20 protein-coding genes and 1 tRNA gene are annotated in these 26,130 nt (G+C 61.1%); 15 read left to right on the forward strand and 6 right to left on the reverse strand.

Annotated features, from left to right (window positions below; genetic code table 11):
• The first annotated feature begins 198 nt into the window (after window positions 1–198).
• Entirely contained in the window at window positions 199–921 is a 723-nt protein-coding gene (locus tag GNZ13_RS27115) for a hypothetical protein (RefSeq protein WP_172170318.1), read from the forward strand.
• A gap of 16 nt (window positions 922–937) precedes the next feature.
• On the opposite strand, the gene GNZ13_RS54365 is transcribed toward GNZ13_RS27115, so the two are convergent.
• On the reverse strand, window positions 938–1,288 hold the full coding sequence (locus tag GNZ13_RS54365) for a phage virion morphogenesis protein (RefSeq protein ID WP_407945669.1): 351 nt from the start codon (window positions 1,286–1,288) through the stop codon (window positions 938–940).
• 1,098 nt (window positions 1,289–2,386) lie between these two features.
• Between GNZ13_RS54365 and GNZ13_RS54370 the strand changes: the two genes are divergently transcribed.
• The 3 genes from GNZ13_RS54370 (at window position 2,387) to GNZ13_RS27130 (ending at window position 3,689) form a co-directional block, all read left to right on the forward strand.
• Entirely contained in the window at window positions 2,387–2,485 is a 99-nt protein-coding gene (locus tag GNZ13_RS54370) for a glycoside hydrolase family protein (RefSeq protein WP_407945668.1), read from the forward strand.
• A 666-nt stretch (window positions 2,486–3,151) separates the two neighbouring features.
• Window positions 3,152–3,415 (forward strand): hypothetical protein, encoded by a 264-nt coding sequence (locus tag GNZ13_RS27125; protein WP_172170322.1) that lies wholly within the window; start codon window positions 3,152–3,154, stop codon window positions 3,413–3,415.
• A gap of 76 nt (window positions 3,416–3,491) precedes the next feature.
• Window positions 3,492–3,689, forward strand: a complete 198-nt coding sequence (locus tag GNZ13_RS27130) for a hypothetical protein (protein ID WP_172170324.1) — start codon at window positions 3,492–3,494, stop codon at window positions 3,687–3,689.
• 713 nt (window positions 3,690–4,402) lie between these two features.
• Here GNZ13_RS27130 and GNZ13_RS27135 read toward each other — a convergent pair.
• Window positions 4,403–4,639 (reverse strand): type II toxin-antitoxin system Phd/YefM family antitoxin, encoded by a 237-nt coding sequence (locus GNZ13_RS27135; RefSeq protein WP_172170325.1) that lies wholly within the window; start codon window positions 4,637–4,639, stop codon window positions 4,403–4,405.
• A gap of 230 nt (window positions 4,640–4,869) precedes the next feature.
• Between GNZ13_RS27135 and GNZ13_RS27140 the strand changes: the two genes are divergently transcribed.
• Window positions 4,870–5,247 (forward strand): hypothetical protein, encoded by a 378-nt coding sequence (locus tag GNZ13_RS27140; RefSeq protein WP_172170326.1) that lies wholly within the window; start codon window positions 4,870–4,872, stop codon window positions 5,245–5,247.
• A gap of 65 nt (window positions 5,248–5,312) precedes the next feature.
• Here the strand turns inward: GNZ13_RS27140 and GNZ13_RS27145 are convergent, their stop codons facing one another.
• Window positions 5,313–6,803 carry an integrase arm-type DNA-binding domain-containing protein gene (locus tag GNZ13_RS27145; protein WP_172170327.1) on the reverse strand — a complete coding sequence of 497 codons (1,491 nt, stop codon included), beginning with the start codon at window positions 6,801–6,803 and terminating at the stop codon, window positions 5,313–5,315.
• A 491-nt stretch (window positions 6,804–7,294) separates the two neighbouring features.
• A complete protein-coding gene (locus GNZ13_RS27150; RefSeq protein ID WP_172170328.1) occupies window positions 7,295–7,588 on the reverse strand; it encodes a hypothetical protein in 294 nt (97 codons plus the stop codon).
• Between the two features lie 233 nt (window positions 7,589–7,821).
• Between GNZ13_RS27150 and GNZ13_RS27155 the strand changes: the two genes are divergently transcribed.
• Together GNZ13_RS27155 and GNZ13_RS27160 are read left to right on the forward strand one after the other, a co-directional pair.
• Entirely contained in the window at window positions 7,822–11,259 is a 3,438-nt protein-coding gene (locus GNZ13_RS27155; protein WP_172170330.1) for a DUF2339 domain-containing protein, read from the forward strand.
• Window positions 11,256–12,788, forward strand: a complete 1,533-nt coding sequence (locus tag GNZ13_RS27160; protein ID WP_172170332.1) for a DUF3999 domain-containing protein — start codon at window positions 11,256–11,258, stop codon at window positions 12,786–12,788. The genes GNZ13_RS27155 and GNZ13_RS27160 overlap by 4 nt, the downstream gene beginning before the upstream one ends.
• 123 nt (window positions 12,789–12,911) lie before the next feature.
• On the opposite strand, the gene GNZ13_RS27165 is transcribed toward GNZ13_RS27160, so the two are convergent.
• Together GNZ13_RS27165 and GNZ13_RS27170 are read right to left on the reverse strand one after the other, a co-directional pair.
• Window positions 12,912–13,364, reverse strand: a complete 453-nt coding sequence (locus GNZ13_RS27165; RefSeq protein WP_172170334.1) for a MarR family winged helix-turn-helix transcriptional regulator — start codon at window positions 13,362–13,364, stop codon at window positions 12,912–12,914.
• Between the two features lie 63 nt (window positions 13,365–13,427).
• Window positions 13,428–14,573 (reverse strand): glycerate kinase, encoded by a 1,146-nt coding sequence (locus tag GNZ13_RS27170; protein WP_172170336.1) that lies wholly within the window; start codon window positions 14,571–14,573, stop codon window positions 13,428–13,430.
• A gap of 580 nt (window positions 14,574–15,153) precedes the next feature.
• Here GNZ13_RS27170 and tig point away from each other — a divergent pair.
• From tig to GNZ13_RS27210, 8 genes are all read left to right on the forward strand, one after another.
• Window positions 15,154–16,500 carry a trigger factor gene (gene tig / locus GNZ13_RS27175; RefSeq protein WP_172170338.1) on the forward strand — a complete coding sequence of 449 codons (1,347 nt, stop codon included), beginning with the start codon at window positions 15,154–15,156 and terminating at the stop codon, window positions 16,498–16,500.
• Window positions 16,501–16,706: 206 nt separating this feature from the next.
• Entirely contained in the window at window positions 16,707–17,360 is a 654-nt protein-coding gene (clpP, locus tag GNZ13_RS27180) for an ATP-dependent Clp endopeptidase proteolytic subunit ClpP (RefSeq protein WP_007182010.1), read from the forward strand.
• A 189-nt stretch (window positions 17,361–17,549) separates the two neighbouring features.
• Entirely contained in the window at window positions 17,550–18,821 is a 1,272-nt protein-coding gene (gene clpX, locus GNZ13_RS27185) for an ATP-dependent Clp protease ATP-binding subunit ClpX (protein ID WP_172170340.1), read from the forward strand.
• A gap of 202 nt (window positions 18,822–19,023) precedes the next feature.
• Window positions 19,024–21,450, forward strand: coding sequence for an endopeptidase La (lon, locus tag GNZ13_RS27190; RefSeq protein ID WP_172170342.1), 2,427 nt, complete (start codon window positions 19,024–19,026; stop codon window positions 21,448–21,450).
• 342 nt (window positions 21,451–21,792) lie between these two features.
• The gene (locus GNZ13_RS27195) at window positions 21,793–22,065 is read left to right on the forward strand and encodes an HU family DNA-binding protein (protein WP_007182007.1); all 273 of its coding nucleotides are present in this window, start codon (window positions 21,793–21,795) and stop codon (window positions 22,063–22,065) included.
• Window positions 22,066–22,214: 149 nt separating this feature from the next.
• Window positions 22,215–22,290 (forward strand) — tRNA-Val (locus tag GNZ13_RS27200).
• 956 nt (window positions 22,291–23,246) lie between these two features.
• Window positions 23,247–24,104 carry a hypothetical protein gene (locus GNZ13_RS27205; RefSeq protein WP_172170344.1) on the forward strand — a complete coding sequence of 286 codons (858 nt, stop codon included), beginning with the start codon at window positions 23,247–23,249 and terminating at the stop codon, window positions 24,102–24,104.
• 133 nt (window positions 24,105–24,237) lie between these two features.
• The coding region (locus GNZ13_RS27210) for a hypothetical protein (RefSeq protein WP_172170346.1) at window positions 24,238–26,130 on the forward strand (1,893 nt) is incomplete at its 3' end.

Raw genomic sequence — 26,130 nt, forward strand, 5'->3', positions numbered from 1 at the left:
GCGCAGCATAAGACTAAAGCTGAGCTGTTTTTGCCGGTAGCGCGTGCGTCTCAGCTCACGCTGCCGCATATCATAATGCGCTCGCCGGTCATCTTTACGGGCGCCCGCAACGTCACGCGCAAGGTGTACACGGAAGAAGCGCCGCTTCGCATCGACCGTGTCTCGGGCTTTCGGGCAGGGACTATCGAGATGAAGTACGTGGGCGAAGCGCTGTTCGCGTCGGACCTGGAAACATATGCGCACATACTGCGCCTTGCTGCAACCGTGCCGCTTGGCAAGCGGCTGCCTGCAATTTCCGTATTGGCGATGCTCAGGGAAATCGGCCGCAGCAAAAGCGGCTCTGCTAACAAGGCGCTGGTCGCGCAGATGCATCGCCTTCGCAAAACTGAACTCCGCGTGTGGACGACTGACGAAACGGTTATTGCCTCATGGCAGGCATCGTTCCCTGACGAGGAGCTGTTCAAACGCGGCGAAGTGAAGGGCGTGCAGGTGTCGTTCAAGCTGCTCGGCGACCTTGTCGAAACCAAGGCGGCCGAAACTGGCAATACCTTGGAATTTTCGACGGACGTTTCGCGGTACGTGCGTGTGTTCTTTGGTCAAAGATTGTCCTCTTGGTACAGCGAAGGCACGTATCGGGAACTAAAGGGCGACCTTGCAAAACGCCTGTATCTTTTTTATCAGTCGCACGACGGCACCTTCGATTTTACCTTCGATGAACTCGTGGAGTACCTGGGCGCAAGCGGCGACCGCGACACATTCCGCGGCTCACTCGAAGATGCACACGACGCCCTGCAGGCAGCGTGCTTTATAAAAGGTTGGTCACTTAAAGCGAGCAGCCGCCGCAATGGGCAGAAAGCGTACGTGCTCGACGGCATTACGACAAAGCGCGCCGCGCGTGACCTGGAGGCAGTTGACCTCTAATCAAGTCCACGACGCTTTAGCTTTGCGCGGAAATCCCCAGCCGAAATAGCGCAGCGCGGCGCGGGATGATACCCTTTTCGGGCCCGTCGATTTGCTCGTGATAGTCAGCGTAGTCCGCGCCCGCGGTCACTATCGCGCCTTGCGCGCTCACAGCCGACGTTATCGAATTCCGCAAGCCCGGGTTGTGCAATTGCAGGACGTTCGTTGGCGGCGTGCAGCCCTGCCTTGCGCGCACTTTCGCCGTGCTCGGTGCCCATGCCGACCATGGAACCCCATCGGGGTCCGTCTCGCCGTCAAATCTCACCCGAGCCCGCTGCTCGAAAGTGGCGGGAAAGGGCAGGCGCGATGTACCGGGTGGGGTGGTCAGCTCACAGCTGGACCGTCGCTGTAACGGTGTGAAAAATCGACCCTAAGGGCGCTGCAAACTGCGCCGTGGCGGGGCCGCTTCTAGCTAGGGACAAGTACGCTGCTCGGTTTTCTCCTGCCTGTGTGCCTGCCACTTGCCCTGGTCGCGGGCCCAACGCCGCTATACCACCCTGGCTGGCAGGCGGTGTTTTACCTGGATTTCTAGCTGGCGAGCCCGCTTTTGCCAAAGTGAGATGCGGTGTATTTTGCCCGAGGTGGTGTATTGACCGGTGTATTGACCGGTGTATTGACCCGTGTACTGACTCGTGTACCAACAGCAAAATACACTCCATAAAATCAACGACGTAACCCCTCCTTAACAGTCTCTTGTCTTTGTTCTGGAGTGGCTTCGCCATTCCTAAGAGGGCCCCTCAGGGCGCTACGCGCCCGTACCGACACCTCCGCGCGCAGCGCGCCCTGCCCATGGGTATGGTTAGCGCGCAACGCGCGCAGCCATTTAATCTCTTTTGGTAGGTAAAGCAAGTTTCCGTAAATGCCCGCATGGCGGGCCGGTATAGCCCATTCCTGGGGGGCAGGGGAGAGGTGTGCGGGGCATCCATGCGAGTGCAGGCGTGAACGGTGCGCAGGGTGAAGTGGCCGAGCTGCGGCAAGGGTGCGAGCGAGGCTCGCTCCGATAACGAGCCTTCTTCTGGCGCGCCCATGCGCGCCTCGTGCCGAAGTGTCTTTCGGCGGGCAACGTCCGCCGTGCGTTGCGGCAGCTCTGCACTACACGCCACACCATTCCCCACCAAAACGGAAAGCCGCTGCCGCTTCTGCCGAGGGTGGCGATAGAGCGGTAACGCGTTCTCGGCTATCGTCAGCCGGGCGCCGGCGGCCTCGTCGACGGTGTCTGACCTGCGGGATTCCATCGTCTCGTCTGCCGCCAAAATAGCAGCGGCTTCACGGGCGCGCCGACGCAGCAGTGGCGCGAGCAGGGCACGCTCGCCGAAAATTTCACGAGCACGCTGCAGGCGTACGCAGTGACCGGCGCACAGGCCGGCACGATGTATTCGGCCGCTTTGCAGCACGTCGGCGACTTGTTTTCGCTGGTGCTCTGCAGATGTCGCCGTTCGAATTCGACGCGTTGGTCATATTTGCCTACAACATCGGCATTGGCGCCTTCCGCTCGAGCACGCTGCTTGGCCGGCTGGCTGGCTGAACGCGAGCGACTTTGCCGGCGCGGCTGGACAGTTTCAACGATGGAACAGAACAGGCGGTGTCATATCAGCCGGACTCATCGGCAGGAGTGCCGCCGAGTGCGACCTGTTCAAGTGCGGCGAGTGTCCGCACCACAGCTAAGCCGTCGCGGTGTATTTTGCCCGGTGTAGCTCTTCGGGCTACGCGTGGGCCTTTTTCGCCCAACCGGAGGCACCAGCATCCCTTCGCAACACTGGCCACAACGCCCCTGTTTATTTGCCTGTAAAAACGGCTTCTAACAGGGGGACAACGCCTCCGCGCGCTAGCGTCACTCCAGCAAACCCATACGGGGCCTGCCTTTGCGGCCACTCCGCCCCTCGCACACCGCGGCTCGCCATCGGTTTTCCGGCCGGGGAGGGACACACGTGCTTTACACCCGGACGACGTCGGGCCTGACGGGCCCTCCGTTGCTTTCAATTTTCACCCCGCACCCCAACCCCAGCGTCTCTTGCTCGCAGGCGAACGCCTCCTGTCGCCAGTGTATTTTGCCCGGCCTCGTTATAAACCTTGTGCGCTACACACCCTGTGACCAGCTGAGAGGCAACGAAAGAGCCGTCGCTATATAGAACGTATGCTCGGCGTGTTGCACGCCTTGCTATCAATTTCAATCCGTGAAGGAGCGTCAATAATGAATCAAGCTTTTTCGTCGACTGCGCGCAAGCACATGCCTGTTGTTCTCAGCGACGGTGCGCGTACGTCCATCTCGATTCCCGTTGCGCTGTACGACAACTACCTCACATTGCTGAACGGCGACGCGGTGGCGTTCCGTAGCCACCTTAACGAAGTTGCGCGCACGGCCGAACCGAGCCTGGGTATTACGCGCTCGCAAGCCGTGCGCTTCGCGCTCGATTCGCGCATCGTTTCAATGCGTACAGCTGCGGGCGCGGTGTAATGCTGGATTGATTACAAAGGGCGGCACGCACGACGTGCCGCTACGTGCAAACACTAGACGTATAAAGGGTTCTCCCATGACCTCCAAAATCTACATCGATACGCTCTTGGTCAAGGCCGGCTCTACGTCCGGCGTGTATCTGCGAGGCGAAGTAAGGGGCGAGACGGTGTACATGCCGCTCACGTTGGACGGTGCCCGTCAAATAGCGGCGGACCTGCACCGCGCCGCGGCTGCCGTCGAGGGACTTCCGTTACGCGACAAGCCCCTGCACTGAACCCCGTCTGTTCTCGCATCAACACCGCCCGCGTTCCGCGGGCATTTTTGTTGGCAGCGAGCTACTCGCTCGCTGCGCGATGCGCCGGAGGTGGTACTCCTCGAACGCGGTAGGTGCGCTAGCGGCGCACTGCGCAGCTCGCAGTCTATTAATGCTCATTCCGCCCGAACGCCGTGTTCGTACCCCGTGCCACGCCTCCCCAACTTGTTGCCAGGCTCACCAGAAAGAGCCTCCTTAGCGCAGGACAGCTCAGCCCTTGTTAGCGCAGAACGGGGCACCGGCGAAATACACTCCGTAGCGCAGGCATCAGTCTTTTCGCGTAGCGCAGGAAGGCCTCGCAGTCGTGCTGTTTTTGCAATCAAAGAAGCGGCGAAGCCGCTGATGACAGCCACACACGAGAGGGGCTTGCTTACGCACTGAAGAGGCCCACCCTTGCGCGCAAGACGGGGTGTCCGCGCAGCGCAGGAGCGAGCGAAGCGAGCGTGTCTCGTTATCGCAGGACGGAGGCTCTGGCTGCGCTGTTTGATATCAAAATTGGGGTGGACGTAACCCGTCCGGCAGTGTTGTACGTAAGGGCCGGATTTGCAAACAGGGAAGGGGTGCGCGTAGCGCAGGAGAGCGAGCGGCCAGCGAGCGGGATGTAGCGCAGAAGAGGTGTCAGGGGTGTATTTCACCCAACACCGGCGGTGTACGTACGGGCGGGCCGGGCTTGACTACAAGGGGCCTTCTCCTCGAAGCAGCCTTGTCACTTCATCATCGCAAGCTACGGTGCTGTCGGGAACTTCGAACTGTCCTTTGGCAATGCCGATGCGTGTCGGCTTCACGGGTACAAGACGCGCGACAGGTTGGCCACCGCGGGTGATAACAATCTCGCGCGTTTCACCGCGCCCGAGTGCTGCAATCGGGGTGGGAAGGGACTGCGTTGCTTCGGTGATATCGACAACGGTCATCGCGTGTGTTCCTGAAAACAGGCGGCGGGTAGCCGCCTTGGGGTTGCCGTTACCTAAGCTTTTACTGCACATGTGCGAAGGGTGCGGCGCATGGGCGCCGCTGGCAGATGCGCGCGTTGAGCGCGCAATACGAGTTCTCATGAAATTAGGGAGTTGATTCTAGAACACGCAGAAAGTACGTGAAGCGGGACTTTCTCGGGGAGGCTGTTTTTTCGAGGTGCCTATATGAAATGTACCGACTGACGCACACGACTCGCGCCGGTGGACACACCAACAAATACACTTTCTCGCATACAGGTGACACCATGCCCGCACTGAAACAATTTACTGTTGTCGACCCCACCGACCGTCTCAACATCGGCCTAAAGCTGAGCACGCGCACGGCAATTGAGCAGTACCGTCTTTTTTACACGCAGTCGTACGGACACCCGGTCGAACGAGGCGAACTGATGGAAGAGGTGCTGCGCTCGTTTTTCGATAACGACGCGGACTTCCAAAAGTACGTGAAACGCATGTCGACGGCCGACAAGGCCGCTGTAGACAAAGCACTCGGACTGGCACGCCAACCGGGCGGAATCAGCGACACGCTCATTTCAGACGAAGCCTGAACTGCCATACCTGAAACAGCAGCCCCGCTGATGTAGAGCGGGGCTTTTTCATTTGCAGTGCCCGGTTACGGGGTGATGGCGTTGAGGCGTTCGGCTACATCGTGCGCCGTGTCCGGATTCAGCGCAAACTGCGGCGCCTGCGACACAAAGTCCAACCACGCCTTGGTGGAAAAGCCGTCTTCAAGGCGGAAGTCCTGGTCGACGCGGAAAACGGGCTTTACCTTGGTCTTCCAAAAGTCGAGCTGATACGGCGTCATGTCACGTTCCTTCAAGCGTCCGGCGAGCATAAGCAGTGCGTCGCCATACCCTTCAATAAAAGGCCGCCATGCCTCGCTCTTGTCTGCCCAAACCTTGCGGACCTGTGCAGAAGCATCGAAGGAACGCGGGAGCGCTGCGACGTAAAGAATGCCCACGTTTTGCCCATCGACGTTCGTTCCGTCGATGCGGTGGTCGAGCAGCTTTTCGGTAATCATGTTTTTGCCGAAGAGCGCCATTGCGTAGCTGGCTACGGTATCCCGCAGGTCGTTGTTCCGCAACAGAGGCATGCCCGTGAGTTCGCGCAGGCGTGCCAGAGAGCCGTTGTAGTGGTGCACATACTCGCGCGGCTCCTTCTTCGTCGTCGCGGTATCAGGCGTGTCCTTTGACGAGAGCGATGGGTACATGTACTGCGAGCCCAGCCCGCGCTTTGCGTGGTACTCACGCAGCTTGCGCAGCTCTTCCGCGAGATAAGGATGGAGCGGGTACTCCCAGCCTCCGCCGTCCTTAAACCCGGTTGCCTTAGCCGGGATGCAATAGGTCGATGCACTGCCGTTCTTCAGCTTTAGCAGATGCCACTCCATTGCCCGAGCGCCTTCTGCACGGAACCCAGTAAACAAGACGGTGTGGTAGTACGCACGCGGATACGGGTCCAGCATGTCAATGGCATCGAACAGGCTGCGCAGTGCACCTGCGAACAGCGGGCGCGCGCCTTCGACCGACGACTGCTTTACCCGCTTGCGCATGCCAGCCGCCGCGTTTGCCGGCAACTTCGCGTGATTTGAGAGCGCCCGGATGGTTTGAAAGAGGTGGTCTGACTGTCTAGCCGCGCCGCGGTCCTCAGCGATACGCCGGCACGCCTCTGTCAGCCACTCGCGTGTCAGCAGGCGTAGCGGCCTGTGTAGCCACTCGGCGGCATGCGTTCTAAGGACACGTTCGTAGGTGCGCAGCGTGGAGTCTTTCGGATGGGTGGTATCACGCCAGTCTTCCAGAATCTGCAACAGGGTTTTTTTTGACAGGTCCGACACGCCCTCCGCACCTTCGGCCGCGATATCGGCACACACGCGAACACACTCACGGCGCGCGGTTGCCAGGTCCATTTGTGGATACGCGCCCACTGAACGCTGTACACGCTTCCCGACGGCGTTGTCGGTTTCCGCCAGCCACGTACGTGTGCCAGTCTTCATCACGCGGAAGAGCAGCTCGTTGTTCATCGCGGCGTCATAGTAAATGGTCATCCGCTTTCCCGGGAGGCACGCCAGTTTCGCGACCTCGTCCGGAGTCATCGTCAGCACAGCCATGTGGTCTCACTCGCAAAAATAGGGCACGCGTTTGTTGTCTCGCAGCCCGTAAAATGTCTGAAATCAAGCCGTCTCGCAGCTGCACGAGACGAACCCCAATTTTGCGTGCAAAACAGGCGTCTCGCAATGCGTCTCGTGCGATACTTGCTGCGAGATGTGCGTGCACTCACAAAACGCCTCAGAAAGGGCCTCTGAGCGCGCAATTAAAGTTGGTATCCCGCTGCGTCTCGCAAGCGAAACGGCCCGAAAATATAAAAGAAACGTTGCTGGACAAGGGTTTGCGGGAAGTTATTTCGCAACACGGGATTTGAGCCGGAACTGTTTATACTCCGGTAGCTGTTTTAGGTCCTGACGCCCGCAAGGGTGTAGGGGTTCGAGTCCCCTCCCTCGCACCATCCCTATGTAGTAGAGAACCCCGTTAAGTCTTCGGACTGACGGGGTTTTTTGTTTTTCGTGTGACTTGCCCCGGGCCTCGCGTGGCCCGGTAGCGCTCAGGCGTCCGGCGCTGGCGATTGCTGTTCGGTTTGTGTGCCTGGCAACTCGGCTTGTGCGGCGCCTTCGAGAAAGCGGCGGGTCGATTCGAACGCCTGCAGCATCTGATCGGGCCATGGCGTTTGCAGCATGACCGCCTGATGGTTTTCGAAAGCCGACGACAACAGTTTTACCAGTTCAGGCGAGCGCAGATGACGCAGCAGCACACTGACGGCGATCGCCGTCGCCTGGCTCGCGCCGGCGGTTTGAAGTTCCGAGGCGGTGAGGGCCGCTACCTGTTTGTTGATCTCCACTGAAACTTCCCTGGATGAAATGGGGGGTGATTGAAGGCCCGGTGGCCGGTCCCGGATTTTGACATGGTTGGCGGCTTGCCGCGAACGCGGCGGCCTGGCCGGGCCTGCCGTGCTCGAAGCGTGACGAAGGTGTTCAGCGCAGTTAATCTATTAAACATTGTTGACGCAATACTCGCGGATTAATACGTGCGACAAACGGATCTCGCAGCAGAAGACAATAAAAGAGGGATGCGATGAGCGTGATATTTACCGTGATCGGCGCGGTGGTCGGGATGTTGGCCGCCTTGTCGAACGATTTCTCAATCGGCTACGGTGCACTGTTGGGCGGGGTGGCTGGCTTTGCGCTCGCACGTCTGCTGCAAAAGAAGTCTCCAGGCGCCGCCAACGAACCCGCGCCCAAACCGGCGGAGACCGATAGCTGGAACCCACCCGGCAGCCCATCCGGCGAACTGGCCGCGCGCGTCGAGCGACTCGAGCGTGAGATCGTCGTTCTGCGCGATGAAATCCGCGAATTGCGGGCCGGCGTCACGGGTGCATCGGCGACCGGGAGCGTGGGTGACAAGCCTGCGACGTTCAAACTGCGTCCGGCCGATGTCGTGCCGCGTCCCTATGCGATGCCGCCCGAGACGAAGCAGAAGCCTCGTCACGAGTCTGAGGCAACGCCGGCGCAGCCGGCAGCCGTGCGCTCGACGGTGAGCGCCAGTGCGGTCACGCCGCCCGCATCGGCCGGTGTACCTGCATCAAGCGAACCGGGCGCATCGAGCACGTTGAATGCTCAGCCACACAGCCCGATGACGTTGCCGCCGTCCGCCGGGTCAGCGCAGCCGCCATCGCTTTCCGCCGAACCTCCGCCAGCGCAAACCCCGTCCGCGCCACCGTCTCCGCCCGCACCGCCGCGCGGTCCCGGTCTCGCCGAGCGACTCTTCAAAAGCGGCCGCGACTGGCTACTCGGCGGCAACACGGTCGTGCGGGTCGGCATCATCGTGCTGTTCTTCGGCATTGCGTTCCTGCTCAAATACGCGGCCGACAACAGCCTGCTGCCGATCGAATTCCGCCTCGCCGGCGTTGCACTTGCCGCCACCGTCCTGATCGGGCTCGGCTGGCGCATTGGCGAGCGCCGCGGCGCGTACGGGCTGATCTTGCAGGGTGGCGGCGTCGGTGCGCTCTATCTGACCGTGTTCGCCGCAACCAAGCTCTACCATCTGCTGCCGGCGGGCGCGGCCTTGCCGCTGATGATCGCGATCTGCGGCTTGAGCGCGTTTCTGGCGGTGCGGCAGAACGCGTCGTCGCTGGCCTTCATGGGCAGCGCGGGCGGCTTCCTCGCGCCGGTGCTCCTGTCGACGGGCGGCGGCAATCACGTGATGCTGTTCAGCTACTACGCGCTGCTCAACGCGGGCATTTTCGCGATCGCGTGGTTCAAGGCGTGGCGGCCTCTGAATCTGCTTGGCTTCGTGTTCACGTTTTCGATCGGCGCCGTGTGGGGCGTGACGGCTTACCGGCCGGAGCTGCTTGCCAGCACCGAGCCGTTCCTGATCCTGTTCTTCCTGATGTATGTCGGCATCGCGTTGCTCTACGCGGTGCGCCGCGAGGTCGCGCTCAAGCATTACGTCGACGGCACGCTGGTGTTCGGCACGCCGCTCGTCGCGATCGGTCTGCAAGCGGCACTGATGAAGGGCACCGAATTCGGCCTGGCGTGGAGCGCGGTGGCGCTGGCCGCGTTCTACCTCGCGATCGCGGGCTGGCTGGCGCGGCGGCGCGCGCGCCTCGGCATGATGTTCGAGGCCATGCTCGCACTCGCCGTGATCTTCGCCACGCTCGCTGTGCCGCTCGCTTTCACCGGACCGACCACGAGCGCGACCTGGGCCATCGAAGGCGCCGCGATCACCTGGCTCGCTGTGCGTCAGCGGCGCCTGATCGCATTCGGTTTCGGCTTGCTGATGCAACTGGCCGCGGCGGGCGCGTATGTTGTCAGCACGCTCGCGCAGATCGATGGCGCGCATGCCTGGCCGGTCCTGAACGGCGCGTACATCGCGACCGTGCTCATCGCGGTCGCGGGCGTCTTCACGGGATGGCGGTTGCATGGACGTAGCGAAGCGGGCTCGTGGCACGCATGGATGCCGCAGATCGGCCTCGTCGCCGGCGTGTGGGGGCTGTTGTGGTGGATCTTTGGCGGTCTCCACGAGATCCTCGCCTACACGCAGGTGCATCTTGCGTACGACCGCGAACGTTTCGAGACCGCCGCAGTCGCGCTGTTCGCCGTTCTGACAGCGTGGCTTGCGCACGGCGCGCACCGCAAGCTGCGTTGGCCGCTCGCCGAACTGCCGGCGCTGGCGCTCGTGCCGCTTCTCGCTCTGCTGACATGGAGTCTGTACATGCTGAGCATGGCGCCGGTCAGCGGATACGGTTGGCTGGTTTGCGCGGTCGTCGCGGCGTCCACTTACGTGCTGCTGTGGCGTCAGCAGCGCGACGTCGGCGATCATGTGCTCGCTCCACTGCATGTGCTGATGTTCTGGACGGCCGGCGCGCTCGTCGCGCTCGAAGGCTATTGGGGCTTGCGCGCCTACGTGCCGGAAGGCGCATGGAGCTGGAGCGCGTGGGCCTATGGCTTCGGCATTCTGCTGCTGTTGGTGGCTGGCGTCGGGCACCGTTTGCGCTGGCCGGTCGCGTGCTTCGTGCAGGCCTATCAGGTGTGGGGCGCAGCTCCACTCGCCGTCTTGCTGTGGGTGTGGAGCATCGCGAGCGTCATGAGCGACGGCAGCGCCGCGCCACTGTTCTGGCTGCCGATTCTCAATCCGCTGGATGTGGCGCAGATCCTCGCGTTTATCGCTTGCGCCGTGTGGCTGCGGCGCCTGCGCGCACTCGGTGTGCACGGGCATCCGCGGGCGTTCGACTACGCGGTGCTCGCGACACTATTCCTGTGGTTCAATGCGTTGCTGCTGCGCACGCTGCATCATCATTTCCATGCAGCGTACGATGTCGATGCGGTGCTGGCGTCGTTCAATTTCCAGCAGGTGTTCCTGGTCGGCTGGAGCGCGTTTGCATTTGCCGGACTGTGGCTCGCCCGTCGTGACAGCATCGTGCGCTTGTGCGCGATCGCATCGACGCCGCTCGTGCTGGTGATGTGGGTGTGGACTTTCTATGCGAACCTGACACAGGATGGTGGCGCGTGGGCGCGTCTGCCGCTGCTCAATCCGCTCGACCTGGTGCAGGCGGTGATTTTTGCGCTGGCGGCGTTGTGGCTCATGCGCATCAACCGCCTGGGTGTGCCGGTCGGCGAGTACCGCGTGCCGTTGCAGGTGACGGTCGGCGTGACCGGATTCATCTGGCTCAATGCGATGCTGCTGCGCACGCTGCACCACTGGATTGGCGTGCCGTACCAGCTCGACGCGATGTCGCACTCGATGCTCGTGCAGGCCTCGGTATCGGTGTTCTGGACAGTCTGCGCGTTGGCTATGATGATCTGGGCGACCCGCCGCGCCAGCCGGATATTCTGGTTCATCGGCGGCGGCCTGCTGGCGGCGACCGTCGTCAAGCTATTCCTGTTCGACCTGTCGCACGTGACCGGTATCGAGCGGATCGTGTCGTTCATCGGTATCGGCCTGATGTTGCTGCTAATCGGCTACTTCTCGCCGTTGCCGCCCAAAGCGGAAGTTCTGGAAGCTGAGCAATGAAGCGTGTCTTGATAGTGACGGGGTGGTGTCTTGCGATCTCGTCCGTGTGGGTGTCGACGGCGGCCGTAGCGGCCGATCGGTTCGCGCAGCGCTTTGCGCTCGAACTCGAGAGCGGCGCCGCCTATTACAGCGTGACGCTTCCGGCTGCCGTCTACGCCGCCAGCCAGCGCGGCGATCTCGGCGACGTGCGCGTGTTCAACGGCGCCGGCGAACCTGTGCCGTATTCGCTCGACGCACCGCGCGAGCCTTCCCGCGCACCGGCCACGTTGCGTCCGGTGCGCTGGTTTCCCTTGCCATCCGCCGCTCCCGGCAGCACTGGCGCGCCACTCGGCGTGACGATTGCCGCCGACGGGTCGCTGCGTGCGACGTCAGCGCCGCCGGCCCGCGCGCAACATGATGCCGACCTGATCGACGTCGCCCGCGAGACGAGGGGGGAAGCGCGGGTCGATGCATTGGTCGTCCATGTGCGTGACGATAATTACCAGGGGCGCGTCAGCGTCGAATCGAGTGACGATTTGCGCAACTGGCAACCCGCCGGCGAGGCGCAACTGCTCAAGGTCAGCTACAACGGCAGCACGCTGAGCCAGGATCGCATCGAGCTCAACGGCATGCGCGCGCGTTACCTGCGTTTGCACTGGCTCGACGGCGCGCCGTACATCGAGTCGATCGATGCTCAGGTGCAGACGGCCAGCGCCGACAATGCACAGCGCGCGGAGACCCAACTGGAATGGCGCGAAGGCATCGTGGCCCGCGCGGGTCCGAAAGCCGGCGAGTATTTCTTCGAGACCGGTGGACCTTATCCCGTCGATCGTTTGCGCCTGAGTCTGCCGCAGCCGAATACCGTGGCGCCGGCTGTCGTTTACTCGCGTTCGGGACTGGAGTCGGCCTGGAGAGAAGTATCGAGCGCGACGCTGTTCCGGTTGCACAACGGCACGGTGGAGCAAAGCAATCCATCGCTTGAAATGGCGCCCGACACGGATCGTCAGTGGCGAGTGGTGGTCGACACGCGCAATGGCGGTTTGGGAAGCGGCACGTTGACCGTCGCTGCGGGCTGGCGTCCGGCGACACTCACTTTCGTCGCGCGCGGGGCTGCGCCTTTCACGCTGGCGGTGGGAAGTGCGGCCGCGGTGTCGTCGGCCGTGAGCCGGACGGATCTGCTGATGGGGGCTTCTTCGGTTGCCGTCACAGCACGGCTGGGCGGGGCGCTGCCCGTTGGGCAGGAGGGCGATGCGCAGTCGCCGGGCAAAGACCCCGATGCGATGCGGCGCTATATGTTGTGGGCGGCCTTGTTGCTGGCGGTCGGCTCGCTCGGTGCGATCGCCTGGCGGATCGCGCGTGGCGCTCAGGTCCACGCCGGGCCCCAGGCTGGCGGTGTGGCCGATGACGGCGGTGGAACTGGTGGATCTGGTGGAGCGGACGGCGCTGGCGGATCGGCAAGCGGTGTGCACAGCGGGTCAGATGCGGCAAGCGCTACAGCTAACGATGCGGGCACCGCCGGCGCGGACGGTCAAAGCACCGGAAAGAACTGACTTCGGTGAGAGCGAATTTCGGCGTGGAGGATTGCACGAAGCCGGGGGATTGGAGCGGGCCGAAGGATTGCACGGCAGCGCGCGATTGCGCCGCGTGAGCACGCCGCAGCTGCACGCCGTTACTTACCCCTCTCGCTCCGACATCGTGGTGATGATCTTGTCGAGCGCCTGGCCAAACGCGAGCTTTTCCTGTTCGTCGAGGCAGTCGAACAAATCTCCGTTCCACTTACGCGCGATCGGCATCACCTTGCGATAAAGCGCGCGGCCTTCAGGGGTCAGCGACACCAGCACGACGCGGCCGTCTTCAGCGCTCGGCTCGCGTTTCACGAGTCCTTGCTTGATCAACGCCTCGGCCGCACGGCTCGCCTGACTCTTGTCGAGGTTGGCGTGCCGCGCCAGTTCCATGATCGAAAACGGTCCGAACGAGCCCACCGACGCAATCACCCGCGCTTCAGGCAATGTCACGCCCAGTTTGTCCTGATAGCGCTCGCCGATGCCACGCTCGGCGAGTTTGTTCAGGACATGCAGACGGTACGTCAGAAACTGTTCGAGTCCGGTTTTGGCGGAGGCCTTCATGGTCTTCCCGTGATGAGTGGCGCAGTCGTGGCGTTGTGATTGTTGCCGCAACCGTCCCGCCGGTCAACGCGTGCCGTATTTCAGGCGCGTCAACTGTTCGGCCTCGTCAGCGAGCAAACGCGCCGCGTCGCGAATCGCAACCTCGAGGGTGATCGGCCCAGGGGCTGGCGAGAAGCAGCCACTGAAGTATTCGGCGAGGCGCGGTAGCGCCGCGGAGTCGACTCCGCCGGAGAGCAGCGTGGCCGGCACGCCCGCTGCCTGCGCATGACGGCAAGCGATGAACGGCGCCTTGCCGTGCAGCGTTTGCACGTCCGAGCGGCCTTCGCCGGTGATCAGCCAGTTGGCGCCTTCAAGCGCCGCGTCCAGACCGATCTGCCGCGCGACGGTTTCCGCGCCCGGCTCGAACTGCGCGCCCAGCATGTGCAGCGCGAAGCCGAGACCGCCGGCCGCACCCGCGCCGGGTTGATCGCGTGCCGTGCGTCCCAGCGCCGCCTCGAGCAGATCGGCGAAGCGGGCGAGGGCGGCGTCGATCGGGGCGACCTGTTCCGGCTTCACACCCTTTTGCGGTCCGAACACAGCGGTTGCGCCGTGATCGCCGGTCAGCGGATTGTCCACATCCGACATGCCGACGAACTGCGTCTCCGCGAGGCGGGCGTCCAGCTGCGATACATCGAGGCGCGCCACGCGAGCGAGTTGCTCGGGCGTTGCGTCGAGGTCCTTGTTTTGCGCGTCGAAAAGTTTCAGGCCGAGGCCGGCCAGCAAGCCGGCGCCGCCGTCGTTCGTGCTGCTGCCGCCGAGCGCGACGAAAAAGCGCCGCACGCCCGCGTCGAGCAGGGCGCGAATCGCTTCGCCCATGCCGCGCGTGCTGCGCGCCTCGACCGGCACGCCCATGCCTACTGGATCGGTAATGCCGACGATTTCCGCTGTTTCGATGATCGCGCTGCCATCCGCAAGCAGGCCCGTAAGTGCCTCGCGCACCGGGCCGGCCGCGCCGCGCACGCTCAGCTTGCGGCGTTCGCCGCCGCTCGTGAGCATGGCGTCGAGCGTGCCTTCGCCGCCGTCGGCCATCGGGCAGATGCGTACAGTGGCGTCCGGCCGGGCGCGCTGGATGCCGGACGCAATCGCCTGCGCGACCTGTTCCGCGCTGAGCGAACCTTTGAAGGAATCGGGAGCAATGACGACGACAGGCGAGGACGGCAAATTCGGCATGGTGTCTCTGAATGGTTGGAGTCGTTGCGAGGGCGGGTGATATGAACAGATAAAGGCGCAGCCCCGAGCGCGTCCATTAGCTTATCAGCATGGGCGCGCCGACTGAACATGTCGAACGGCATAGCCGGGATTGTCCCTGGGAGGGCGTGCGGGAATCATGAGTGGGAATGCGCGCGGCAAGCGCGCCGCTGTCGCCCATTCGGGTCCTTCTGGCGGAAACGGCGCCGCTGAAAGGGACCGCTAAATTGCCACAAGCACCGCCGCAAGCAGACTGGAAACTGGCAGGCAATGGGCGCGAGCCAAGCACGAAACAGCCGCCGGGCGAGCTGCAAAGAGGTGAAAAACAGCGCGGAAAGCGGCCTGAAGGCCGATAAAAACGCGCGCAGTCATCGAATCCCGGCTAAGCGCGCAAATAGTTTGCTAAAATATTCGGCTCTTTAGACCCAAACCGTGCTGCCGGTGGCCTGCAAGCCCGCGGCGCAGGCGCTGAATTGACGTGACGCGCGATGCGAAGCGACATCGAATAGCGGCACGCAGAAGATAACTGATTCGCTCGAATAATTTTAGGACGATTGAAGCCATGGCTAACGTTGTTGAAAACCTCGGCAAGCTCGAACGCCGCGTCACGATTTCCCTGCCGAAGGACACCGTGCAGAAGGAAGTGGATTCGCGTATCCGTCAACTCGCAAAGAACGTGCGCATGCCGGGTTTCCGCCCGGGCAAGGTGCCGCTCAAGATGGTGACGCAACAGTATTCGGGCCAGGTGGAAGCCGAAGTGCTGAGCGACAAGGTCGGCAAGGAGTTTTTCGACATCAGCCGCGCCGAAAACCTGCGCGTTGCCGGTCAGCCGAGCTTCGCGCCGAAGGCCGACGCTGCTGAAGGCGACTACGCGTTCGACGCGACGTTCGAGGTATATCCGGAAGTGAAGCTGGGCGACGTCGCCGCGGCTGAAATCGAACGTACCACGACCACCATCAGCGAAGCGGAAATCGACCGCACGCTGGACATCCTGCGCAAGCAGCGCGTGCACTTCCACGCTCGCGGCGAATCCGGCGAGCACGGCGACGGCGGCGCGGATACGGCGGCTAAAGACGGCGACCGCGTGACGGTCGACTTCGTCGGCAAGATCGACGGTGAAGTGTTCCAGGGCGGCAGCGCTGAAGACTTCGCATTCGTGCTGGGCGAAGGCCGCATGCTGCCGGAATTCGAAAAGGCAGCGCTCGGCCTGAAGGTCGGCGAGTCGAAGGAATTCGACCTGGCTTTCCCGGCTGACTATCACGGCAAGGATGTCGCCGGTAAGACCGCGCAATTCACGATCACGATGAAGAAGATCGAGTGGCCGCACCTGCCGGAAATCGACGCTGAATTCGCAAAGTCGCTCGGTATCGAAGACGGCGATCTGGTCAAGATGCGCGCTGAGATCAAAGACAATCTCGAGCGTGAAGCGAAGCGCCGCACGCAAGCTATCGTCAAGAATCAGGTCATGGACGCGCTCCTGAAGATTTCGGAACTCGACGTGCCGAACGCGCTGATCTCGCAAGATCAGGAACGTCTGGTCGGCATGGCTCGTCAGGACCTCGAGCAACGTGGCGTGCCGAACGCCGGTGACGCACCGATCCCGGCTGAAATGTTCAAGGAACAGGCTGAGCGTCGCGTCAAGCTGGGCCTCGTGCTGGCCGAGCTGGTCAAGGCCAACGAGCTGCAAGCCAAGCCGGAGCAAATTCGTGCCGAAGTCGACGAATTCGCGAAAAGCTACGAAGACCCGAAGGAAGTCGTCCGCTGGTATTATTCCAATCAGCAACGTCTTGCCGAAATGGAAGCGTACGTCGTTGAAGCCAACGTCGTCGATTTCGTCCTCAGCAAGGCCAAGGTGACGGACAAGGAAGTAAGCTTCGAAGAACTGGCAAGCGCAACGGCGCAAGCATAAGCGTCGCTGCAACGGCGTGCCGGCTGTCGGAGCGACGGCTCGCACGCCGTTTTTTTGTGCTGTAAAAGTACGTTGCGTTTTGCATGGCGCGTTTCACACAGCGTCGCGCACCGCGTTCGCACTGATCGCGCACTTGAATACGGGCTCGTCGACCACACCTGTCTAGCATCTAATATTTAGAATATTTCCAGACAAGGATCCATTGCATGACCTTTCGCGCCCAAATGCTGGACACGTTGACCTCCCAGTCGTCGCGGGATCTCGAAGCGCAGGCGCTCGGACTGGTGCCGATCGTCGTGGAAACGAGCGGCCGCGGCGAGCGCTCGTATGACATCTATTCGCGCCTGCTGAAGGAACGCATCGTGTTCCTGGTCGGCGAAGTGAACGACCAGACGGCCAATCTCGTCGTCGCGCAGATGTTGTTCCTTGAAAGCGAAAATCCGGACAAGGACATCAGCTTCTACATCAACAGCCCGGGCGGTTCGGTTTCGGCCGGGATGGCGATCTACGATACGATGCAGTTCATCAAGCCGGACGTGTCGACGTTGTGCATGGGCCTCGCGGCCAGCATGGGCGCGTTCCTGCTGGCAGCCGGCGCAAAGGGCAAGCGTTTTGCACTGCCGAATTCGCGCGTGATGATTCACCAGCCGCTGGGCGGCGCGCGCGGCCAGGCGTCGGACATCGAAATTCAGGCGCGCGAAATCCTGTACCTGAAGGAACGGCTGAATCATCTGCTCGCGCACCACACCGGCCAGCCTGTCGAGCGTATCGCACGCGACACCGACCGAGACAATTTCATGTCCGGCGATGACGCGCAAGCTTACGGTCTGGTTGACCAGGTGGCGCACAAGCGTCCTTGACCTTGAGCCGGTGCGGTCTTGCCCCAAAACGGGGTGAGACCGTCATCGGATCGGTTGTGAAATAATCAAGACTCGTCCGAGCGCCTGCGGCAAACGCCGTCACCTTGGCTCAAGCCCTGCCGCGCCCAAACTGCGAGGCTGGGGCAAACGGCGTATCATGTAATCGAGTGTCCGGAGGCTCACACATCTATGGCGGACAAGAAAGGTTCTAACAGCGAAAAGCTGTTGTATTGCTCGTTCTGCGGCAAGAGCCAGCATGAAGTCAAAAAGCTGATTGCAGGCCCGTCGGTGTTCATCTGTGATGAATGTATCGACCTGTGCAACGAAATCATCCGCGATGAGGCTGCAGGCGCGGGCATTGAGGCGGGCTTGTCCAAGTCCGATCTGCCGAGTCCGCAGGAAATCCGTGAAATCCTCGACCAGTACGTGATTGGTCAGGAGCGCGCGAAGAAGATTCTCGCAGTTGCGGTGTACAACCACTACAAGCGCCTCAAGCACCTCGACAAGAAGGACGACATCGAGCTCTCCAAGAGCAACATCCTGCTGATCGGCCCGACCGGTTCCGGCAAGACCTTGCTCGCGCAGACGCTCGCGCGCCTTTTGAACGTCCCGTTCGTCATTGCCGACGCAACGACGCTGACGGAAGCCGGCTACGTCGGCGAAGACGTCGAGAACATCATCCAGAAGCTGCTGCAGAACTGCAATTACGAAGTCGACAAGGCCCAGCGCGGCATCGTCTACATCGACGAAATCGACAAGATCAGCCGCAAGTCCGACAACCCTTCGATCACCCGTGACGTGTCGGGCGAAGGCGTGCAACAGGCCTTGCTGAAGCTGGTTGAAGGCACGATGGCGTCGGTGCCGCCGCAGGGTGGCCGTAAGCATCCGAATCAGGACTTCATCCAGGTCGATACCACCAATATTCTGTTCATTTGCGGTGGCGCATTCGACGGCCTCGAGAAGGTCATCGTCGACCGTACCGAGAAGACCGGTATTGGCTTCGGCGCAAGCGTGAAGAGCAAGCAGGACCGCGACGCCGGTGAAGTGCTGCGCGAAGTGGAGCCGGAAGATCTGATCAAGTTCGGCCTGATTCCTGAACTGATCGGTCGTCTGCCGGTGGTGGCTACGCTTGGCAAGCTCGACGAAGCGGCGTTGATGACGATCCTCGTCGAACCGAAGAATGCCTTGGTGAAGCAATACCACAAGCTGTTCAACATGGAACGCGTCGAGCTCGAAATTCGCCCGGCTGCGTTGCAGGCTGTTGCGCGTAAGGCGATCCGTCGCAAGACGGGTGCCCGGGGTCTGCGTTCGATCCTGGAACAGGCGTTGCTTGATGTCATGTATGACCTGCCGCAAATGAAAGGCGTTAGCAAGGTCATCATCGACGACAACGTGATTGACGGCGACGGCAAGCCGCTACTGATCTACGAAGACGCGCCCAAAGTGGCGGGTTCGAACTGATCGGCTTTCGGGTTCTGCAAAAAAAGCCGTTCATGGCAACGTGAACGGTTTTTTTCGTTTATCGTGTGGTCAGGATGGTTGTTTTCACTATGGAGTCACTGAACCTTCGGAGTCACTGAACTTTTCCCACACGCGGAGGCTTGCAATCTTTTCTGCTGGCCTCACCTATCGAACGAACTGATTCCACTCATGGGGAAATGAAATGTCAGGAACCCAACTCCTTCCGCCGGAACGCATTACGCTCCCGCTGCTCCCGCTGCGTGACGTAGTCGTCTTCCCGCACATGGTGATTCCGCTCTTCGTAGGCCGCCCGAAGTCGATCAAGGCTCTCGAAGCAGCGATGGAAGGCGGCAAGCACATCATGCTCGTCGCCCAGAAAACGGCTGCGAAAGATGAGCCGACCGAAAAGGACATGTACGAAGTAGGGTGTGTTGCCAACATCCTGCAAATGCTGAAGCTGCCCGACGGCACCGTTAAGGTGCTCGTCGAAGGCTTGCAGCGCGCCAAAACGCTTTCCATCGAAGAACAGGAAACGCAGTTTTCGTGCGAAGTCATGCCGCTCGAACCCGACCACGCCGACAGCGCTGAAACTGAAGCGCTGCGCCGCGCGATCGTGTCGCAGTTCGACCAGTATGTGAAGCTGAACAAGAAGATCCCGCCGGAGATCCTGACGTCGCTGTCGGGCATCGACGAGGCTGGCCGTCTGGCCGATACGATCGCAGCGCATCTGCCGCTCAAGCTCGACCAGAAGCAGCACATCCTCGAAATGTTCCCGGTCATCGAGCGCCTCGAGCATCTGCTCGCGCAGCTCGAAGCCGAGATCGACATCCTGCAGGTTGAAAAGCGTATCCGCGGGCGTGTGAAGCGCCAGATGGAGAAGAGCCAGCGCGAGTACTACCTGAACGAACAGGTCAAGGCGATCCAGAAGGAACTGGGCGAAGGCGAAGAAGGTGCGGATCTCGAGGAACTCGAGAAGCGCATCACGGCCGCCCGTATGCCGAAGGAAGCCAAGAAGAAGGCCGACTCCGAGCTGAAGAAGCTCAAGCTGATGTCGCCGATGTCGGCTGAAGCGACGGTCGTGCGCAACTACATCGATACGCTGATCGGCTTGCCGTGGCGCAAGAAGAGCAAGGTCAACAACGACCTCTCGAATGCGGAACGCGTGCTCGACGAAGACCACTTCGGTCTCGAGAAAGTGAAGGAACGCATTCTCGAGTATCTCGCGGTCCAGCAACGTGTCGACAAGGTGAAAGCGCCGATTCTGTGCCTCGTTGGGCCTCCGGGTGTCGGTAAGACGTCGCTGGGTCAGTCGATCGCTCGCGCTACGAACCGCAAGTTCGTGCGTATGGCGCTCGGCGGCGTGCGCGACGAAGCCGAGATTCGCGGTCACCGTCGTACGTACATCGGTTCGATGCCCGGCAAGATTCTGCAAAGCCTGACCAAGGTCGGCGTGCGCAATCCGCTCTTCCTGCTCGACGAAGTCGACAAGATGGGCCAGGATTTCCGCGGCGATCCGTCGTCGGCTCTGCTGGAAGTGCTCGATCCGGAACAGAACCATACGTTCGCCGATCACTATGTCGAAGTCGACTTCGATCTGTCGGACGTGATGTTCGTGGCGACGTCGAACTCGCTGAACATTCCGCCGCCGTTGCTCGACCGGATGGAAGTGATCCGTCTGTCGGGTTACACGGAAGACGAGAAGGTCAGCATCGCGCAACGTTATCTTTTGCCCAAGCAGAAGAAGAACAACGGCCTCAAGGATGGCGAGGTCGATGTGACGGAAACCGCGATCCGCGACATCATTCGTTACTACACGCGTGAAGCGGGCGTCCGTTCGCTCGAGCGTGAAATTTCGAAGATCTGCCGCAAGGTCGTGAAGATGCTTCTGCTGAAGAAGGCGGAAGGCGCGGTGACGGTCGACGGCAGCAATATCGACACCTTCCTCGGCGTGCGCAAGTACGACTTCGGTCTGGCCGCCAAGGAAAATCAGGTTGGTCAGGTCACGGGTCTTGCGTGGACGGAAGTGGGCGGCGATTTGCTGACCATCGAAGCCGCGGTGATGCCGGGTAAGGGCAATGTGATTCGCACAGGTTCGCTCGGCGACGTGATGAAGGAATCCGTCGAAGCTGCGCGCTCAGTGGTCCGCTCGCGTTCGCGCCGTCTGGGTGTCAAGGACGAAGCGTTCGAGAAGCAGGACATTCACATCCACGTGCCGGAAGGCGCGACGCCGAAGGACGGTCCGTCCGCCGGTATCGCGATGACAACCGCGCTGGTGTCGGTGTTGACCGGTATTCCGGTTCGCGCCAATGTCGCGATGACGGGCGAAATCACGTTGCGTGGCGAAGTCCTGCCGATCGGCGGCCTGAAGGAAAAACTGCTGGCAGCGCATCGCGGCGGTATCAAGCTGGTGCTGATTCCGGAAGAAAACGTCAAAGACTTGACGGAAATTCCGGACAACGTGAAGAACGCGATCGAAATCGTGCCGGTCCGCTGGATCGACAAGGTGCTCGAGTTGGCGCTCGAACGTGTGCCTCAGGCATTGCCGGAAGAAGAGCCGAAGCCGGCTGCGCCTGTCGCAGCGGCTGAGCCTGGCAAGGACGCCGGTGCGACGGAAGTCGTGAAGCACTAAGGTAGTCAGCGGCGAAAGCCGTTTGCTGTATAAAAACCCGCGACCCTGGTCGCGGGTTTTTTATTGCCGGCGAAATATCGAACGACGCATCTGGAACGCACGCAATCCCACTTTTTGAGCAAGGAGTGTTCTCAGCCGCCGACTGGTTGTGCGCGCATCGATTTGCGGCAAGATTTGGTTATAAGAGACCCCCTCCAGAACCTCTCTAATCAGGCTCAACCCCGCTTGACACAAGGGTTTCGGCCAATTCTAATAAGTCGGCTCGGCGTTACCCGCCAGCCGCGTGATGCCAGGCGCTACAGAGCGCCGTCACGATTGCCATAAACATTCTCGGGGGTTGGAATGAATAAAACGGAATTGATCGATCACATTGCGCAGCAAGCCGATATTTCGAAGGCCGCGGCAGGCCGTGCACTGGATGCGGTGATCGGTGGGGTCAAAGGTACGTTGAAGCAAGGCGGTTCGGTGACCTTGGTCGGCTTCGGTACGTTTGCCGTGGGCAAGCGCACCGCGCGTACGGGGCGCAATCCGCGCACCGGCGCCGCCATCAAGATCAAGGCAGCGAAGGTCCCTAAATTTAGGCCTGGCAAAGCTCTGAAGGATGCGCTAAACTAATGGGCTTGCTGCTTGAGGAATTGCAGATTCGTTAGAAAGAAGTGCGGCGAACTCTGTGTGGCTTGCTTTAGCTGATGCGCAATTGCATTAGTTAGAGCGCAAGTCGACAAATCAGGCAGCAAAAGCAGAAGCACGCTGAATCGCGAAACGGGTGCTTAGCTCAGTTGGTAGAGCGGCGCCCTTACAAGGCGTAGGTCGGGAGTTCGAGCCTCTCAGCACCCACCATTCCGTTTCACGATTAGTGTCCCGGCAAGTCCGGAGAGATCTGCTGCAGTACCCTGAAACCCGCGTGGCTATTGGCTCCGCGGGTTTTTTATTGTTACCGAATCGTCCCGGAAAGTCCGCTGAAGGCCGACCGAATCCGGACCGTCATCGTTGTATCGTTCGTTGCATGTTGTTATCCGTTTCCGTCAGACGCTGGGTATACAACGATCGCCCGATCTCCTCCCCACCAACTCACCCGGCTGGAAATCCTGAATGCGAAGCCGACCGTGAAACCTTACACGTTGTCGGATGACGGGCGCCATGAACAACCAGGCGATGTCTTTCAGCTTACTCATTGCCGGCTCACGCTCCTCAAAACCCGAGCGTAATCTGCCGACTCATCCGATTTGCATCAAAATCCGATAGCTAACGCCGAGCTTCGCCTAACCGATCGAAATTCTCTCTCTTTCAATTGGGAATGTGACTTTCTTTACCCGCCGAACCAGCGCCTGAGTGAAACGCTTTTTTTTGATGCCAATACCTTTAAGAGTTAGTCTGAACATTGAATTCCTTCGTGCCATCAACCATACTGATTTGCACAACAGAAATTTAAACGCGACCTGGTTATCGGCCGCGCATAATACCGAAGCTTTGTAGGAGGCCATTGAATACCGGGGTCTTCAAGCCCGCCGAATGGGCATTTCCGTTCGTACGCGAGGGTGCAGTCAGCGCCATCGCACTTCAAAATCAGGCAATCCGATTCCCTCCGCTGGAGCTTGGGAGACGTTTTGCATTTTGCGTTTTGATTTAACGGAAATGTTAATTCTTTTAATAAAAGTACGCCTGGTTTTATTTCAGTTTTTTTACTGAAAGGGGTTTCTGTTTTTTATTAAAAATGGCTGGTTAAGCCAAGGCGCATAAATCGCCATGGCAGGGGCTGGCTTTGTCCGCGCGTATTCAAATTCGGGAGCAATATCATGCCGCTGCAGATTCAGAGTGCCCAGATCAAACCCGGTGCCACCAGCACCTTCAACTTCACCGACCAGATCACGCAACGCATGGTCGGCATCTCGGCTTTTTCGTTGAGCTATGGCAATACGGACCATCACGTGCAGACGATATCGGTCTCGCTGAGCGTCAATCAGTCGGGATCGTCACTTTCTATTACTGCGCATGCGACGATGGTCGACGCGAACGGCCATAACCTCGATCCGTCTTCGTCCTATGTCAATGTGGTCGCGCTCGCGTGGGTCGGCGTCGACGATTCCAATCTGAAGCTCGGCAACGTCGCCGGCATCGTCAACGGCGGGACGAGCTCGCCGATCACGATTCCCGGCACCGATCCGAACGTGCTGCAGGCCGCACTCGCCGGTTACTACCTGTCGTATGGCGGCACCGATCATCATATGGAGACGGCATGCGCGGCTGTCGGCACGACCTTGAGCGGTAACGCCGCGTCGATCAACGGCACGGTCTATATGTACGACGACACCGGCCATGGGAACGTATCGGGCACCGTGGATGCGGGACTTGTGGCGAACTGCGACCCGTCGCTCGGCAACTTCGTGCGCGGCACCAACACGTTGCAGAACAACACGCAGAAAATCACGTTCGGCAAGCCGTTCAGCAAGTACACGCCATTTCTGAGCAGCTACAAGGTGCAGTACCGCGACAACTCGGACCATCACGTGAAAACGTTCTCGGTGAGTCTTTCGGTGCAGAGCGTGAGCGGCAGTGACGTCACGGTTACCGGCGCGGCGAAGCTGACCGACAACTCCGGCAATGTGCAGGACGACGGCGTGAGTAACGTCAGCGGTTTCATCGTCGGTACCTGAGTCGGCCACCGGGCAACTTGCCGCCACATGCAACGGCGCACACGCGTGCGCCTCCTTACACCTGCGCGTTCACGCCGCCCGCATTGGCCGCGGGCGGTGGCGTGCGCGCGCGTTTTTTCCGGAGCCGGCCGTCATGTCTGATTCCTCGATCCCCAGCATTCGTACTTTCCAGATGGATGCCAGCACGGTGGGCGTGCTCAAGAGCAGCGTGAACCTGTTTCGCGGCGACGTGAACCTCACGCAGGCGCTGTTTTCGATGCCAGGGCGTACCGGCAACGACGGCCTGCAAATCGATCTGTCGATCCAGTACGAGAGCAACATCCACCAGCAGGCGATGACGTGGAACCGCGACCGTCCGACAGGTGTGTTGGGCATGGGCTGGCAGTTGCCGGTATCGGCGATCACGCTCGACACCGGCGGCGCGCCGACACCCGGTGCGGCAACCTATTCGATCAACATGGCGGGCGTGTCGAGCCAACTGGTCCGCGAGCCCGCCAATCCGTCGCTGTTCGGAATGGACGGCGCGCTGGCGGGATTGCTGGTCGATGGTCAGCCGGTGCCCACCGCCGTACGCAGCGAGTTCGTGCAGCGCGGTTTGCCGCTCTCGGCGAGCGCGAAGATCGCGGGTAGCGCAAGTCCATGGCGGATCGACGACGACGCACTACAACAGCAATTCGTTCTGCAACTGAATCAGCAGACGCTCAATGCCAGCGACGGCGGCGAGTCGTACCAACTGGTCAATTACAAGTTCTGGAAGGTGCTGTACTACTCGCGCTACGAGCGTTGGGCCGTGACCAACGAAACGGGGCAGGCGATGTCGTTCGGCGGCGGCGTCGCGCAAACCGCGCAGGGCTACAACCTCAGCGCCGGCAACAGCATCGAATGGGCCGTGCAATGGGTCGACGACAACGGCCTCGCGCTGTGGCTAGGCAACAGCGCTGTGACCGGCAAGCAGCAGCAATATGCGAGCGCGTGGCATTTGCAGCGCGCCTATAGCCGCTTCGGCGAATTCGTTTCGTACGGTTACAACGGCTTCGATCGCGACGGCAGCGGACTGCTTACGCATGGTGCGGAACAGCAGGTCGGCGCGGGCGGCAAGCCCTACACCAAGGCCTGCTATCTGACGAGTATCAACGACGTGTTTGGCCGCACTGCAACCTTCACCTATCAGCCGAAACTCTGGAGCAATGCAACATCGGAGAGTCCGCGCGAATATGCGGATCCGCACAAGGCGGTGCCGGACATCACACCCAATGGCTTCCAGGACCGTTACGAAACGCAGTTCCTGAGCGGGATCGCGGTCACGCACACCGACGGCTCGACGCTGTTTTCGCTGGCGTTCGTCTACGACCCGAGCCCGTCGAACCCGGGCGCCCAGGCGGTGGCCAATGTTGCCGGCACTTCGGGCGACACCTGCAAGCGGTTGCTCACCGGCTTCGCGCTATTCAATCCGGCCGAGGAGAATTTGCCGGGCTATCGCTATGACTACAACCTCGACATCAGCGAGCCCACCAACCTCGGCGCGTTGCGTCGCATCGTCTATCCGACCGGCGGCAGCGCGACCTATACGTATGACCAGGTCGAGCTGCCGATCTGCGAGCGCGCGCTGACGCTGTCCGCGCCGGCGCCCATGCCGCAGCAGTCGATGCCGCGTGTGTGGTTCGGTCCCGACTACGTGGTCGCGCTGTGGAACAACAGCGCGACGCAGCAGTTGTCGTTGCAAATCCTCACCTGGAACGGGCAGTGGAACAGCTGGCAGGCGGACCCATCTAACCCGCTGCTGGTCGACGGCAACGGCGGCACGGATCTGTCGACGGTCTCTGTGCTGGCCGCCGAAGACTTCGTCGCTATTACGTACAACACGAGTAGCAACACCAATTTGCACCTGTTCCGCAAGGATCCGGCGCGCCGGGCCCAGTGGGAAGCGGCGGTGATTGCCGGCGGCGGCAGTGGCGGTTGCAACAGCCCGACCTGGCACTGGCCGATTGCTAACGGACGCGTCTCGGTGCTGGCCGGCCAGAACTTC

Source organism: Paraburkholderia elongata, from assembly GCF_013177735.1.
GTDB lineage: Bacteria > Pseudomonadota > Gammaproteobacteria > Burkholderiales > Burkholderiaceae > Paraburkholderia > Paraburkholderia elongata.